This is a genomic window from Uniformispora flossi (assembly GCF_049534875.1).
GTDB classification, from domain to species: domain Bacteria; phylum Actinomycetota; class Actinomycetes; order Streptomycetales; family Streptomycetaceae; genus Yinghuangia; species Yinghuangia aomiensis.
The window spans coordinates 98,219-113,555 of record NZ_JBMULZ010000011.1 but is presented as its reverse complement, the minus strand read 5'-3'; the positions used below and the strand labels follow the sequence as shown (position 1 = coordinate 113,555).

Here is a 15,337-nt window from a genome sequence, read left to right as displayed (position 1 = left end):
ATGCCGATGGTGCTCGGCCAGAACCAGTACGGAAAGGCGGAGACCCGGATCGTCCGGGTGCGCCGCGACGGCACTCGGCACGAGGTCAAGGACCTCAACGTCAGCGTGGCACTGTCCGGCGACCTCGCCGACACGCACCTGACCGGCGGGAACGCCGCCGTGTTGCCGACCGACACCACCAAGAACACCGTCTACGCGTTCGCACAGGAGCACGGCGTCACCTCCGCGGAGGACTTCGCCGTGCTCCTCGCCCGGCACTTCGTCGACTCGCAGCCGACCATCCGGCGCGCCCGCATCCGCGTCGAGGAGTACGTCTGGAACCGGATAGCCCGCCCCGAAGCCGGGCACCGCTTCATCGGCGCCGACGAAGTCCAGCACTCGTTCGTCCGCGACGGCGCCGAGACCCGCACGACCGAAGTCGTCTACGACGGCGAGCAATTCCGCATCATCTCGGGCCTGAGCGGGCTCGTGGTGATGAACACGACCGCGTCGGAGTTCTGGGGCTACATCAAGGACCGCTACACCACGCTCCGGGAGGCGTACGACCGCATCCTGGCCACCGAGGTCAACGCCCGATGGGTGTTCGGATGGTCCGGCGACGACCTCGCCCCCGTTCCCTTCGAACGCTCGTACGCACAGGTCAAACGGCATCTCCTCGAAGCGTTCGCGGAGACCTACTCCTACTCGCTCCAGCAGACCCTGTACGCGATGGGCAACCGGGTCCTCAACAACCGCCCGGAGATCGACGAGATCCGCCTGTCGCTGCCCAACAAGCACCACTTCCTGGTCGACCTGGAACCGTTCGGGCAGAAGAACGACCACGAGGTCTACTACGCAGCCGACCGGCCGTACGGGCTCATCGAGGGCACCGTGCACCGCGAGGGCGTCGTCCCCGTCATCCCGATCGACTGACACCACACGGCCGGACCCGGTCGGCCGGGCCCGATCGGCTCACCCCTGTTCCCCCGGCGGCGCGGTCCCGGCCGACCCGCCGCCGGGCCCGCCTGCCGGCTCCCGGCCGCCCGGTCACGCGACAATTGCACCGAGGGAGGGGCGACCCGCCCGGAGGGGCGACCACCGTGAAGGGGCGGCCACCGTGACCCGCATCGTCATCGAGAACGCGCACATCGCCACCGTCGACCCGGACGACACCGAGATCGCCGGCGGCCATGTGATCGTCGCCGGGAACCGCATCGAAGCGGTCGGCTCCGGCCCCGCGCCCGCGGTGCCGGACGTGGTGCGGCGCATCGACGCGTCCGGCCACCTGGTCACCCCGGGCCTGGTCAACACCCACCACCACTTCTCCCAGTGGATCACCCGCGGCCTGGCGCAGAACTCGGCGCTCTTCGACTGGCTCGTCGAGCTGTACCCGACGTGGGCGCACATCGACGAAGCGCTGTGCCACGCCGCCGCGCAGGGCTCGGCGGCGGCGCTCATGCTGTCGGGGTGCACGACGGCGACCGACCACGCCTACGTCTTCCCGCGCGACGGCGGCGACATCCTCGGCGCGGAGATCGCCGCGGTCGCCGCGCTGGGCCTGCGGTTCCAGCCCACCCGCGGGTCGATGGACCTGAGCATCGACGACGGCGGGCTGCCGCCGGCGAGCGTCACCGAGGACACCGACGAGGCCCTCGCCGCCACCGAGGCCGCGATCGACCGCTGGCACGACCCGTCGTTCGACTCGATGCTGCGGATCACCGCCGCACCCTGCTCGCCTTTCTCGGTGTCCGCGGAACTCCTGCGCGGCGCCGCGGAACTGGCCCGCCGCAAGGGCGTGCGCCTGCACACCCACGGTTCCGAGACGGTCGAGGAAGAGCAGTTCTGCCGCGAGAAGTTCGGCATGGGTCCGACGGACTACTTCGCCTCGCTCGGCTGGCTCGGCGACGACGTGTGGATGGCGCACTCGATCCACATGTCCGATGCCGACATCGCCGCCTTCGCCGCCACCCGCACGGGTGTCGCGACCTGCCCGTCGTCCAACGCGCGCATCGCCGCGGGCACCGCCCGCGTACCCGCCCTGCTGGCCGCGGGCGTGCCCGTCGGACTGGGCGTGGACGGCGCCGCGTCCAACGAATCCGGCGAACTCGGCACCGAGCTGCGCAACTTGGCGCTGCTCAACCGGGTCGCGTGGGGCCCGGACGCGATGCCGGTACGTCGCGCGCTGCGCGTCGCCACCATGGGCGGCGCTCAAGTCCTGGGCAGGGAGCGCGAGATCGGCAGCCTCGAACCGGGCAAGCTCGCGGATCTTGCGGTGTGGAAACTCGACGGGTTCCGGCACGCGGGCATCGCCGACAAGGTCGCTGCCCTCGTCCTCGGCGCGGCGGCGCCGCTGACCCTGCTGCTGGTCGACGGCATCCCGGTCGTGGAACACGGCCACCTGACCCGGGTCGACGAGGACGCCATCGCGCGGAACGCGGCCGACGCGGCAGCCACGCTCGCGCGCCGCGCCGGTCTGCACTGACCCGGGCGCGCCGGCCCAGGCCGGGTGGCAAGACGGGGGCAAACCCGGCCGATCGGCGCCATCCCGTCGACCTATCAAGGGAATTGAGTACGGGTACTCATGTTCCGCCCGGGACTGCGGATGAGCATGGGGCGACGCCGGTTCCGTCGGCGAGTGCGCAAGAGGGGCTTCCCTCGGTTCTCCCCAGCGGGGGGAAGCCCCGGCACTCCGCCGAATCCGCCCGGAAACTCGCGACCGCATCCCGTGCCGCGAAAGGAGCACCCGGTGGTGCCTTCCGAGTCCCCGCCGCGATTCCGCGACGACCTTTCCACCATCTACGACTTCATGGACGAGATCCTCATCCGGTGCCCCCGCTGCGGAGCGCTCGCGACCGTCGCGGCGTATCCGAAGCGGCTGGTGCTGTCGCCGTTCCAGTCGCGCCGGCTGAGCTGCCGGGCCTGCGGGCACGTCCGGGACAAGGACAGCGGGGTGTATTCGATGCCGAACCCGGATGCGCCCGCCATGTACGACCCGTACTTCGCGCTGCCGCTGTGGCTCCAGGCACCGACCGGGCACGGGCTGCTGTGGGCCTACAACCTCGACCACCTGGCGCTGATCCGCCGCTTCGTCGCGGCGGAACCGCACGAGGACGCGTGGACCGAGGAGGGCCTGCGCATGACGCTGGTGTCGCGGCTGCCGCGGTGGATCGCGCAAGCGGGCAACCGCACGGAAGTGCTCCGCGTGATCGCCCGCTTGGAGGCGTCGGTCAGCTCTCGCGGCCCAGGGTCTTGAGATAGGCGCGCCAGCCGCCGTACTCGGTGATCTCCTTGTGCGCGCCGGTCTCCAGTTCGCCGACGCGCAGGACCATCGAGAACGACGCGGAGCCGTCTTCGAGCTTGATGATGCCGAATTCCAGTTCGGCGGGTTCGGTGGGCAGCAGTTCGTCGCGCAGGACCTCTTCGGGGACGTCGTAGACCTCGCCCTCGATCTGCGCGGTGCCCTCCGGGTCGGGCAGCAGGCCCGGGCAGCGGTCGGCGATGGAGAAGAACCGGTAGCCGGGAGCGGTGCGGGTCTTCATGACCAGCGGCGCACCCTTGAGGTGGTGGTGGAAGGGGCCGCCTTCCATGGCCTGGCCGTTGAGGAACATGCGTGCCATGCGGGACTCCTGTCGGGCGCTTAGGGGTGCGGAGGGGTGCGGAACGGCCGGGGGCGTCGCCGGGACGCGCCCCCGCGACCGGCGGGCGCCGCCCGGCCGTTCCGCGCTTGAGGGGGCCGCCGGTCGTGCGGCCCCGGCGGGTGCGGGGCGGGCTCAGTCGAGGAGCGCGCAGCCCGGCACGGTGAGGAAGTCGGCGAAGTCGTCGGCGAGGGCGACCTTGAGGAACAGGTCGCGGGCGTCGGCCCAGCGGCCGCCGTCGAACGCCGTGTCGCCGAGTTCCTCGCGGAGCGAACCGAGTTCTTCGGTGACGAGGCGGCGGACGAGTTCCGCGGTGACCTTCTCGCCGGTGTCCGACAGCACGACGCCGTTGTGCACCCACTGCCACACCTGGGAGCGGGAGATCTCCGCGGTGGCGACGTCCTCCATGAGGCCGAAGACGGCGACCGCGCCGTGGCCGCGCAGCCAGGCTTCCAGGTAGCGCAGGCCGACGCCGACGGCGTTGTGCAGGCCGCCGGAGGTGGTGCTGCCGCCCGCGGACGCCACGTCGAGCAGGTCGTCGGCGGTCACCTCGACGTCGGGGCGCTGCCGGTCGAGCTGGTGCGGGCGGTCGCCGAGCACCGCGTCGAACGCGGCGCGGCACACGGGCACCAGGTCGGGGTGCGCGACCCACGAGCCGTCGAAGCCGTCCCCGGCTTCGCGGTCCTTGTCGTCGCGGACCTTGGCCAGCGCGGCGGCATTCGCGGCGGCGTCGCGGCGGGACGGGATGACCGCGGACATGCCCCCTATGGCGTAGGCGCCGCGCCGGTGGCAGGTCTTGACGAGGAGTTCGGTGTAGGCGCGCATGAACGGCGCGGTCATGGTGACCGCGTTGCGGTCGGGGAGGACGAACGCCTCGCCCGCGTCGCGGAAGTTCTTGACGATGGAGAACAGGTAGTCCCAGCGGCCCGCGTTGAGCCCGGAGGCGTGGTCGCGCAGTTCGTAGAGGATCTCGTCCATTTCGAACGCGGCGGGAATGGTCTCGATCAGCACGGTGGCGCGGATGGTGCCGCGCGGGATGCCGAGGACGTCCTGGGCGTGGTTGAACACGTCGTTCCACAGCCGGGCTTCGAGGTGGCTCTCGGTCTTCGGCAGGTAGAAGTACGGGCCGGAGCCGCGGGCCAGCAGCCGGGCCGCGTTGTGGAAGAAGTACAGGCCGAAGTCGAGCAGGGCGCCGGAGACGGGGGTGCCGTCGACGAGGACGTGGCGTTCGTCGAGGTGCCAGCCGCGTGGGCGCATGACGACGGTGGCCAGTTCGTCGTCGGGCTTGAGGCGGTATTCCTTGCCTTCGGCGGTGGTGAAGTCGACGCGGCGTTCGTAGGCGTCCACCAGGTTGCGCTGGTGGACGATCACGTTGTGCCAGGTGGGCGCCGACGCGTCCTCGAAGTCGGCGAGCCAGACCTTGGCGCCGGAGTTGAGCGCGTTGATGGTCATCTTGCGGTCGGCGGGGCCGGTGATCTCCACGCGGCGGTCGCGCAGCATCGGCGGCGCCTCGGCGACCGTCCAGTCCGCCTCGCGGATCCCGCGGGTCTCGGGCAGGAAGTCCAGGCGGCCGGTGCGGGCGATCTCGGCGTACTTCTCGCGGCGCTTGGCGAGGAGTTCGGTACGGCGCCCGCCGAACCGGCGCTGCAGGTCGGCCACGAAGCGCAGGGCGTCGGTGGTGAGGATCTCCTCCCCGCGCGGCACGGGGCCGCCGGTCACGGTGACGACCGGTGCGGTCATGTGACTCACTCCTTGTTGGTGTGGGGGGGCGGGGTACGCGGAAAGGGGCGGCCGGGTCCCTGCGGTTCAGCTAACCGCAGGTGCGGTCCGCCGCCGGGCCGACACGTCGATCCTCCTGGGTGGCACGGCGACTTCTGTAGAGTGGACATTAGTTTCCGAGACGCGGAAATTCAACAAGTTGTTGAGACATCGTGGTGGAGGGTATGGAATGGCCGAGCGGGCGACCGGCGGCGTGCAATCCCTGGAGCGGGCGTTCGACCTGCTCGAAGTCCTCGCCGACGCGGGCGGCGTCCTCGGCCTGAGCGACCTCGCGGCCCGGTCCGGGCTGCCCCTGCCGACCATCCACCGTCTGGTCCGCACCCTCGTCCCGCTCGGCTACCTGCGCCAAGACGCCTCGCGCCGCTACACGCTGGGCCCGCGCCTGATCCGGCTCGGCGAGACCGCCGGCCGGCTGCTCGGCAGCTGGGCGCGGCCGTACCTGGCGGAACTGATGGAGTCGACCGGCGAGACCGCCAACCTCGCGGTGCTGGAATCCGGCGAGGTCGTCTACGTCGGCCAGGTCCCGTCCCGGCACTCGATGCGCATGTTCACCGAAGTCGGCCGCCGCGTACAGCCGCACTGCACCGCCGTCGGCAAAGCCCTGCTCGCGCAACTCCCCGAAGACCAGGCCGCCCGCGCCCTCGGCACCGGCCCGCTCACCGCACACACCGCCTACACCGTCACCGAACCCGCGGAACTCCTGCGCCAGTTCGTCCGGATCCGCGACCAGGGCTACGCCGTCGACGACCAGGAGCAGGAACTCGGCGTCCGCTGCATCGCCGTCGTCGTCCCCGGCGCCCCCACCGCCACCGCCCTGTCGGTCTCCGGCCCGGAAGCCCGCATCCGCGCCGTCGACGAAAAGGACCTGGTCGCCACCGCCCAGGAAATCGCCGCCCGCCTGGGACAGGCGCTGAGCAGCGGCGCGGACGTGGCGGAGTAGCACCCGCGAGGGCGGGAACTGCCGCGGCGCCTACTGGTCGACGGTGAACACCACGGCGCGCCCGGCACCGGCCGCCTCGGCGAAGAAGGCACGCAGGGCGTCGAAGTTCCCGGCGGTGTACGCGAAGTCCTCCTCGCCGCGGACGCCTTGGTAGTCGACGAAGTCGAGGCCGAAGTACCGGTCGCGCAGCCACGCTTCGTCGAGCGGCGCAAGTGCGGCGGCCACCTCGGCAACCTCGTCGGCGGTGACGAACACGACCACGTAGTCGTCGGCTTCGTGGCAAGGCATACCGCCGAGGACGGCCAGCGACAGTACCGAAGCACCGTCGTCGGACAGCGTCCCGTCGGTCAGGCAGCGGTGCAGCGCGTCCCAGGCCTTGTCGGTCTCGACCAGCCAGGCCGGGTCCCAGGCCTCCTCGATCTCGGCGACCCACTCCCGCACCTCGGCGTCGTCACGGGCCGCGGCCAGAGCCGCGGCCTGTTCCCCCGTCAACGCGAAGTGCACTCCCCGGCAGGCCACGATGCCGCGCTCCCCTCGACTTTCCCGGGTTCCTCCCGGTCCGGCCGACCGTATGCCCCGGCGCCGACACGGCCGGCGAAACCCGCCGCGGAGGCACGGGCGGGCGCCCTCCGGCTACTCGACGTCGATGCCGAAGTCGCCGACGAGTTCCTCCAAGCCGCCGCGGTAGCCCTTGCCGCCGATGACGAACTGCCAGTCCCCGTTGGAGCGGCGGCGGAACGAGCCGAGGACCAGGGCGGTTTCGCCGCCGCGACCGTCGGAAACCTCGAGTTCGTCGAGTGTCTGCGAGCCGGTGCCGTCCGACAAGAGGATCTTCGCGTCGGTGAAGCCCGCCAAGTCGGCGTGCGGGTTGACCGTCGGGTCGATCGCCGCGACGAGCACCACCCGGTCGGCGCGGGCGGGCAGCGCGTCGAAGCAGACGCGCACGGCGGCCTTCGCCGCGCCCGTCGCCGGGACGCTGCGGACCGTGCCGTCCGGGGTGGCGTTGTTGTTGAAGAACACGAAGTAGTCGTCGGACAGCACCCGGTTGCCCTCGCACACCAGCGTGCAGACGTCCAGCGCGACGCTGCCCGACCACACCATGCCGAGCACGTTCGCGTCGGCGTCGGAGGTCCCGGGGGCCGGGGCGGCAGGCGCGGCGGCCTGGGCAGGTGGCGCGGCGGCACTGCCGCGGCTCCGGCGGCCCGCATTGCTCGCGTCCAACCGGCCTTGCAGACCGCACTGTTCGAGCAGCTGGAGCAACTCGGCGCCGTTGATCAACGTCATCGGCTTGCCGCGCACGAACGTGTAGGACGTCGGCCCGAACCCGGACGTCGTCACCAGCACGCCCTTGTTCGCCCCGGTGTCCAACACCGTGCCGTACAAGTCCCGCACCGCCGTCGGCGGCACCGTGTTCCGGTACCGCTTCACCTGCACCACGATCTTCCCGCCGCTCAGCGGATCCGGATCGTGCGCATCCACGTCCACGCCGCCGTCACCCGAGCGCACCGTCGTCACGGCCTGCAGCCCGCGCGACCGGAACAACTCCGCGACCAAGTTCTCGAACTCGATCGGGTCCATCGTGAACAAGTCCGGCGCCTCGTCCGAACCGCGCGACACCACCACCGGGCTCGCCTCCGCCGGACGCCGCGCCGGCGGCACCGCCGCACGCTGGTCCGGCTTCGTCGACAACGCCCCCGCCAACGGCCCCGTCAGACACTCCACCGCGGACACCTGCGCCAGGTTCAGCCGGTCGAAATCCGCCCGCGCGACCGCCGCCGACGCCAGCACGATCTCCGTGCGGTTCCCCGTCGCCGGATCGTGGTCGTCCACGAACCCGTTCACCGCCACCGAATCCAGGGCCCCGAACTCGTCCGCGGCGAACACGTCCCGCAGCACCAACAGCACGCACTGCGCCAGCAGATCCCGGTAGATCGCCCGGCGCTGCGCCGCCGACCGCGCCGTCTCCTTGTCCTGGTCCGTCGACGGCATGTACCGCACCGACTTGACCTCGGGCACCACCTCGAACGCGGGCAGCTCCCAATCCAGCACCAGCTGCTTGAGGTTCGCGTCGTAGGACGCCGACACCCGGCGCGGGAAGTCCTGCGGCCACACCGACGACGCGTACAGGACCGCCGAGAAGAACTGGATCGCCGCCTCGCTGTCGCCCCGCCGCAGCGTCTCGCCCAGATCGCGGATGCCCGCGTTGTGACGGCGCAGTTCGGCGATCCGGGTCGCCGCCCACTGGTCGTACTGCCGCCGGTACTCCTCCAACTGCCGCACCCGCTGCGTCTCCGCGGCCTGCGCGGCATACCAGTCCCGCTCGAACCGGGCCCGCGCCTCCTGCTGCGCGCGCTGGTTCGCACCCATGCCCCAACCGGACGCGTTCGGCTGGTAGTTCGCCTGGTTCGGCATCACGATCGGCACGGCCAACTGCCCCGGCGCGAACGGCTCGACCTGCTCGGGCACGAGCATCGCCGAACTGCGGAACGCGGGCGCAGCGGTCCCCGCCGCCAGCAAGCCCTCCAACGCGGCGACCTGGGCGTCGATTTCCTCAGTACGCGCCCGCGCGTCCGCATCCCGGCGGCGCCGGTACTCGGCCTGCTGCTCGCGGTGGTTCTGCGCCATCGCCCGCTCCGCGGCACGCTGTTGGCGTTCGCGTTCGCGGCGCTCCTGCTCGACCGCGCGTTGCTGCGCCTGCTGCCGGCGCTGCTCCTGACGCTGGGCCTCGGCCCAAGTACCGATCAATCCGTTGGTGCGCCGGGTCATGCCGCGACTTTAGCGCGCGCGGCCGACTGGCGTACGGGCGGCCGGGAACCTCGCGGCCGGGATGGTGCGCAGCGCCCGTCAGCGGAGTCGGTGCAGGTCGCCAGGCGTGTCGATGTCGTACGGGTCGGCGACGTCCGCGCACTCGACCGGCCGCAGTTCCGCGGCGTGCGCGCGCAGGAAGGTACGGGCGCCGGCATCGCCTTGCGCGCTGTCGGCGACGTCCGGCCACCAGCGGGCGGCGAAGAGGACGGGGTGGCCGCGGTCGCCGTGGTACGTGGCCGCGGCGAGGTCCGCGCCGTCGCGGAAGGCGGCGGCGAGGCGGGCGACGGCGGGGGCTCCGATGCCGGGCATGTCGACGAGGGTGACGACGACGGCCGCGGCCTCGGGCGGCAGCGCGGCGAGACCGGCACGGAGCGAGGAGCCCATGCCGGAGGGCCAGTCGGGGTTGTCGACAGGAAGCGCGCCGGTGAGGTCGGCTTGACCGCGGACCCGGTCGGCGGCGGCACCGAGGACGACGACCACACCCGCACAGCCGCCGTCGCGGAGCGTACGGATCCCGTGCTCGACGAGGGGGCGGCCGTGGTGCGGGAGGAGGGCCTTGGGGCGGTTGCCGAGGCGGGAGCCGGAGCCGGCGGCGAGGAGAAGACCCCAGACGGGGGTGTTTTGCATGGTTCCTCCACCCTACAGACCGCGAGGCCCGGGGCTCACTTGCCGGATTCCTCCGCACAGCCCCGGCCCCTTGGGTGGCGGAAGTCGTCCTACAGCGGTCAGACCGCGCAGGAGTGCGTCGAGGTGGCCCCGCTCGGCGGTGCGGTCGGAACGCGTGATTCCAAGGACGTATGCCTCGGCCACCTGGCCATCCCCGCGTCCTCCTGGAGTGTGCTCACGGCCGCAATCAAGCGCTGAGCACCGCCGTCCCGCTCAAGGGCGGCCCGTCGTCCGACGGGCCGCCCTTCCCCTTGTCCGGCATCCGGCAGGGGTGATCCACAGTCCCCCGCCAACCCACCCATCCCGGAAAAATCAGATGCCTCCCCGCTCCCCTCCCCGTACCGTCGGGCACCATGGCCGACCCCACGTCCGCCGCGTCGACGCCGTCCACAAGACACCGCCCGTCGACCACGGCATCACTGCTTCGCCTGCGCCCGTTCGTTCGCCCGGCGCGCACCCGCTTGGCCCTCAGCGCCTCGGCCGCGCTGCTCGGCATGGTGACCGGCCTGACCATCCCGCTGGTCATCGCGCACGTCGTCGACGGCCCGGTCGCCGACGGCGACACCGCCGCGCTGTGGCCGTGGGCGGCCTTGCTGCTCGGCCTGGGCGCGCTCGAATCGACGTTCTTCTGGGCCCGCCGCATGCTGTCCGCCCGCCCGCTCACCCGCGTCGAAGAGTCGATGCGCAACGCGCTGTACGATCACCTCCAGACCCGCCCGGTCGCCTTCCACGACCGCTGGCAGTCCGGCCAGCTCCTCTCCCGCGCCACCCACGACCTCGGCCAGCTCCGCCAGTTCCTCTCCTTCGTCGTGGTGTTCCTCGCGGTCAACTCGAGCGCGTTCCTGATCGGCACGATCGTGCTGTTCGTCCTCGACCCGCTCCTCGCCGCCCTGATCACCGCCGTCTCCATCCCGGTGTTCGTGGCCGGCACGGTCTTCGAACGCCGCTACCGCGTCGTGGCCCGCCGCGCCCAGGACCAGTCCGGCGACCTCGCCACGGTCATGGAGGAGTCGGTGCTGGGCATCCGCATCCTCAAGGCGTTCGGCCGCCACCGCGCGATGGACCGCCGCTTCGCCGCCGTCGCCCGCGACCTGCGCCGCACCGAGATCCGCAAGGCCCGCATGCTCGGCACCACGTGGGCGGTCCTCATCGCCGCCCCCGAGCTGGCCATCGCCGCGGCGCTCTACCTCGGCGTCCGGCAGGTCGCCGACGGCGCCACCACCACCGGCACCCTCGTCGCGTTCTTCACCACCGTCATGTACCTGCGCTGGCCGGTCGAGTCCATCGGCTGGCTGCTCGCCGCGACCACCGACGCCGGGTCCGCCGCCGGACGCTACTTCGAGGTCCTCGACTCCACCGGCGAACTCCCGGACACCACAGAACCGGTCGAGCCGGACAAGGTGCACGGCGCGCTCGCCTTCGAAGGCGTCCGCTTCCGCTTCCCCGACGCCCCTCCCGACACCCTCGACCTGCTGCGCGGCATCGACCTCGCCGTCAGGCCCGGCGAAACCGTCGCCCTGGTCGGCGCGACCGGCAGCGGCAAGACCGCCATGACCGCGCTCGTTCCGCGCCTGTACGACGTCACCGGAGGCCGCATCACCCTCGACGGCACCGACATCCGCGACCTGCCGCTCGCCCGGCTGCGCGGCATCGTCGCGGTCGCGTTCGAAGACCCGGTGCTGTTCTCCATGAGCGTCCGGGAGAACGTGCTGCTCGGCATGCCCGACGGCACCGACGAGGACGTCGAACGTGCCCTCGCCGTCGCCCAGGCCGACTTCGTCGCCGACCTGCCGTGGGGATTGGACACGCGCGTCGGCGAGGAAGGCATGGACCTGTCCGGCGGCCAACGCCAGCGCCTCGCGCTCGCCCGCGCGGTCGTCTCCCGTCCCGCCGTCCTGGTCCTCGACGACCCGCTGTCCGCACTCGACGTGCACACCGAGGCCCAAGTCGAACGCGCTCTGCGCAACGTCATCTCCACCACCACCGCGCTGGTCGTCGCGCACCGCCCCAGCACCGTGCAACTCGCCGACCGCGTCGCCCTGCTGGAGAACGGCCGGATCACCGCCGTCGGCACCCACGACGACCTGCTGCGCCGCAGCTCCGCCTACCGCGCGCTCATGTCCGCGGACGCGCCCCGGCTGCGCGGCCCTGCCCGCACCCCGCGCCCGTCCGCCGAACCCGCCGAGGAGGCGGTGTGACCCCCGACGACACCACCGCACCGACCCGCCCCTCCACCGGGCACGCCGACCTCGACACACCCGGCGACAGCCCCATCGACGCCGACGTCGACACCCACGTCGACCCCGCCGAGCTGCGCGCCTGGCGCGGCATCAGCTCCCGGGCCACCGACGACATCTCGCACGACGAAGCGGAGGCCGAGGACTCCGGCGCGGTCGCCGACGGCCAGGACCTGGGCGCCGCCCGCGCCGGCGACGCGCGCCGCCTGCTGGCGTCGCTGCTCGCCCCGCACCGGGCGCTGCTCGCGCTCGCCGTGCTGGTCACCGTCGTCCAGCAGGCCTCCCTGCTGGTCGGGCCGCTGCTGATCGGCTTGGCCATCGACCGCGCCGTTCCCGACGCGATCGACGGCGACACGGGCACGATCGTGCTCGTTTCCGTCGCCTATGCCATCGCCGGACTGGGCATCGCGGCCTCGGAGTTCGCCTTCCAGAACATCGCGGCGCGAATCAGCCAGGGCATCCTGCTCGACCTGCGCGAGCGAATCTTCGCGCACGCCCAGCGCCTCAGCCTGGACTTCCACGAGAAGTACACGTCGGGCCGCATCGTCTCGCGCGCCACCGGCGACGTGAACTCCGTCCGCGAACTCCTCGACGACGGCATGGACGGCATCAGCGCCGCCTTGCTGACGTTCGTCGTCTCGATCGGCTTCCTGTTCTTCCTCGACGTCCCGCTCGCCCTGCTGGTCGCCGCCGGGCTGATCCCGGTCGGGATCGTGCTGCGCTGGTACCGGCGGCGTTCCGCGCCGATGTACCGGCGCCGCAGCACCGCCATCGCCGCCGTGATCACGCACTACGTGGAGACCGTCAACGGCATCCGCGCCGTGCAGACGTTCCGCCGCGAGACCCGCAACCGGCGGATCTTCCGCACCCTCAACCGCGGCTACACCGGGAACGACGCCGACACGATCGTGCTGTTCGCGTGGGCCGCGCCGATCCTCATGCTGATCGGCCGTCTCACGCTGGCCGCGGTGCTCGTCGTGGGTGCGTTCCGGGTGGCCGGCGGCGGACTCGAACTCGGCGTCCTGACCGCGTTCGTGCTGTACGTGCAGCGCATGTACGACCCGCTCGACGAACTCACCCTGTTCCTCAGCACCTACCAGGGTGCCGCGGCGGGCCTGGAGAAGATCGCCGGGCTCCTGGCCCAGCAGCCCGGCATCGCCGAGCCCGCGCACCCGGTGGCGCTGCCCGAGCGGGAGCCGGGCGCGGGCAAGAGCCGGGCGATCGTCTTCGACGGCGTCCGCTTCGGCTACCAGGACGGCGTGACCGTGCTGCCCCGCGTCGACCTGGCGATCCCCGCCGGGCAGACCGTCGCCCTGGTCGGCGCGACCGGAGCCGGAAAGTCCACCGTCGCCAAGCTGCTCGCGCGGTTCTACGACCCGACCGAAGGCGCCGTCCGCCTCGACGGCGTCGACCTGCGGGACCTTCCGACCGCCCGGCTGCGCGGCGAACTGACCATGATCACCCAGGAATCGTTCCTGTTCTCCGGCTCGGTCGCGGACAACATCGCCATCGGGCGCCCGGACGCCACCCGCGCGGAGGTCGAGGACGCGGCCCGCGCGATCGGCGCGTACGACTTCATCGCCGACCTGCCGGACGGCTTCGACACCGACGTCCGCAAGCGCGGCGCCCGGCTCTCCGCCGGCCAGCGGCAACTCGTCGCGTTCGCCCGCGCGTTGCTCGCCGACCCGGCGGTGCTGCTGCTCGACGAGGCGACATCGTCGCTCGACATCCCCGGCGAACGCGCCGTCCAGCACGCCCTGGCGACGGTGCTGGAAGGCCGCACGGCGGTGATCATCGCGCACCGGCTGTCGACCGTGGAGATCGCCGACCGGGTGCTGGTCGTCGACGGCGGGCGCATCGTCGAAGACGGCACCCCCGACGAACTCATCGCCTCCGCCGGGCGCTTCGGCGGCCTGCACGAGGCATGGCGGAACTCCCTGGCCTGAGCCGCGCCCCTGAAGCCGCACCCCTGGAGCCGCACCCCGGGTCTCCGGACCGAGCCCCCTCAGCCCGTCACACGGCGCCAGGCAGCCCCCACTCGCGGGCGACGATCTCGTACGACCGCAGCCGCGCCTCGTCGCCGTGCACGTTGGAGATCACCATCAGCTCGTCGACCTCGGTCCGCGCCGCCAGCTCGAACAGGCCGCGCCGCACCGTCGCCGGATCGCCGATGACGTGGTCGCCCTGGTAGGCGCGCACGAACTCGCGCTCCGCCGGGGTCCACGGGTGGTTCTCCGCTTCCTCCGGGCTGGGCAGCAGCCCCGGCCGGCCGCCGCGCAGCCGCATCATCGCCAAGGCCTGCGCGAGCGCCAGCCGCCGCGCCTCCTCCTCGGTGTCCGCGGCGATCACGCCCGCCGCGATCATCGCGTACGGCTCCTTCAGGTCCTCCGACGGCTGGAAATGCTCGCGGTACAGCCGCAGCGCCGGGATCGTGTTCGCGGCGCTGAAGTGGTGCGCGAACGCGAACGGCAGGCCCAGAATGCCCGCCAACTGCGCGCTGTAGCCGCTCGACCCGAGCAGCCACACCGGCGGCCGCGACGCATCCCACTCGCCGCCGCCCGCGATCCCGTTCGCCGGGCCGGGCACGGCGTTGATGTGCCCGTACGGGTGCCCCTCCTGGAACGACCCGGACAGGAAGCCGAGCAATTCCCCCAGCTGCTGCGGGAAGTCGTCCGGCCCGGACTGCTGGGCGCTGCGCCGCAGTGCGCGCATCGTCGCCTGGTCGGTGCCCGGTGCCCGGCCGAGCCCGATGTCGATGCGCCCGGGCGCGAGCGCCTGGAGCGTGCCGAACTGCTCCGCGACGACCAGCGGCGCGTGGTTCGGCAGCATCACCCCGCCGGAGCCGAGGCGGAGCGTGGTGGTGTGTGCGGCCAGGTGCGCGAGCAGGACCGGCGGCGAGGTGGAGGCGATGCCGGGCATGTTGTGGTGCTCGGCCACCCAGAAGCGGTGGTATCCCCAGCGTTCGGCACGGCGGGCCAGCTCGGCGGTGGTGCGGAGGGCCTGGGTGGCGGTGTAGCCGGTGCCGACGGGGGCGACGTCGAGGACCGACAGGGGGATGTCGGGCTTCTCGGGCTCGCCCTGCTCGGCCGGTGCGGCGGGTTCCGTCGCGTACACGGTCGGCGACAGGCGCATGGACTCGGCGGCGGACTTGGGCGCGGACTGCGGGTTCGACACGTCGGAAGGCACGTCAAAGGGCAACATGCGTACGCCGGGACTTGTTCCGGCCGCGGGTGTCCCAGGGCTGTGGAATACGCCACCCCTCCCCCTGCTGTGGACGGACCGGGCCGAAGCCG

General features: G+C 72.2%; 13 protein-coding genes. 7 read left to right on the top strand and 6 right to left on the bottom strand.

The window, feature by feature from the left end; translation table 11 throughout:
* The 3 genes from pucL (at position 1) to ACPA54_RS23640 (ending at position 3,232) form a co-directional block, all read left to right on the top strand.
* On the top strand, positions 1–912 hold the full coding sequence (pucL, locus tag ACPA54_RS23650; protein WP_423532824.1) for a factor-independent urate hydroxylase: 912 nt from the start codon (positions 1–3) through the stop codon (positions 910–912).
* Positions 913–1,096: 184 nt separating this feature from the next.
* Entirely contained in the window at positions 1,097–2,461 is a 1,365-nt protein-coding gene (locus tag ACPA54_RS23645) for an 8-oxoguanine deaminase (RefSeq protein WP_423532823.1), read from the top strand.
* A gap of 264 nt (positions 2,462–2,725) precedes the next feature.
* A complete protein-coding gene (locus tag ACPA54_RS23640; protein WP_423532821.1) occupies positions 2,726–3,232 on the top strand; it encodes a hypothetical protein in 507 nt (168 codons plus the stop codon).
* Here the strand turns inward: ACPA54_RS23640 and ACPA54_RS23635 are convergent.
* Positions 3,207–3,596, bottom strand: coding sequence for an allophanate hydrolase-related protein (locus ACPA54_RS23635; protein ID WP_423532819.1), 390 nt, complete (start codon positions 3,594–3,596; stop codon positions 3,207–3,209). The two genes, ACPA54_RS23640 and ACPA54_RS23635, sit on opposite strands and share 26 nt — an antisense overlap.
* A 153-nt stretch (positions 3,597–3,749) precedes the next feature.
* Positions 3,750–5,354, bottom strand: coding sequence for a malate synthase A (gene aceB, locus ACPA54_RS23630; protein ID WP_423532817.1), 1,605 nt, complete (start codon positions 5,352–5,354; stop codon positions 3,750–3,752).
* A 208-nt stretch (positions 5,355–5,562) separates the two neighbouring features.
* Between aceB and ACPA54_RS23625 the strand changes: the two genes are divergently transcribed.
* Entirely contained in the window at positions 5,563–6,333 is a 771-nt protein-coding gene (locus ACPA54_RS23625; RefSeq protein WP_423532815.1) for an IclR family transcriptional regulator, read from the top strand.
* A 30-nt stretch (positions 6,334–6,363) separates the two neighbouring features.
* Here ACPA54_RS23625 and ACPA54_RS23620 read toward each other — a convergent pair whose 3' ends face one another.
* From ACPA54_RS23620 to ACPA54_RS23610, 3 genes are all read right to left on the bottom strand, one after another.
* Positions 6,364–6,852 (bottom strand): DUF1877 family protein, encoded by a 489-nt coding sequence (locus ACPA54_RS23620; protein ID WP_423532813.1) that lies wholly within the window; start codon positions 6,850–6,852, stop codon positions 6,364–6,366.
* A 114-nt stretch (positions 6,853–6,966) separates the two neighbouring features.
* Entirely contained in the window at positions 6,967–9,099 is a 2,133-nt protein-coding gene (locus ACPA54_RS23615; RefSeq protein WP_423532812.1) for a restriction endonuclease, read from the bottom strand.
* A gap of 78 nt (positions 9,100–9,177) precedes the next feature.
* Positions 9,178–9,768, bottom strand: coding sequence for a nucleotidyltransferase family protein (locus ACPA54_RS23610; protein ID WP_423532810.1), 591 nt, complete (start codon positions 9,766–9,768; stop codon positions 9,178–9,180).
* Here ACPA54_RS23610 and ACPA54_RS23605 point away from each other — a divergent pair.
* The 3 genes from ACPA54_RS23605 to ACPA54_RS23595 all read left to right on the top strand — a co-directional run bounded on the left by ACPA54_RS23605 (position 9,658) and on the right by ACPA54_RS23595 (position 13,990).
* Positions 9,658–10,005 (top strand): DUF397 domain-containing protein, encoded by a 348-nt coding sequence (locus tag ACPA54_RS23605; RefSeq protein ID WP_423532808.1) that lies wholly within the window; start codon positions 9,658–9,660, stop codon positions 10,003–10,005. The genes ACPA54_RS23610 and ACPA54_RS23605 overlap by 111 nt on opposite strands.
* Positions 10,006–10,160: 155 nt before the next feature.
* Positions 10,161–12,005 (top strand): ABC transporter ATP-binding protein, encoded by a 1,845-nt coding sequence (locus tag ACPA54_RS23600; RefSeq protein ID WP_423532806.1) that lies wholly within the window; start codon positions 10,161–10,163, stop codon positions 12,003–12,005.
* A 131-nt stretch (positions 12,006–12,136) separates the two neighbouring features.
* Entirely contained in the window at positions 12,137–13,990 is a 1,854-nt protein-coding gene (locus ACPA54_RS23595) for an ABC transporter ATP-binding protein (RefSeq protein ID WP_423533069.1), read from the top strand.
* Positions 13,991–14,057: 67 nt separating this feature from the next.
* On the opposite strand, the gene ACPA54_RS23590 is transcribed toward ACPA54_RS23595, so the two are convergent.
* The gene (locus ACPA54_RS23590) at positions 14,058–15,176 is read right to left on the bottom strand and encodes an LLM class flavin-dependent oxidoreductase (RefSeq protein ID WP_423533067.1); all 1,119 of its coding nucleotides are present in this window, start codon (positions 15,174–15,176) and stop codon (positions 14,058–14,060) included.
* Positions 15,177–15,337 lie beyond the last annotated feature (161 nt).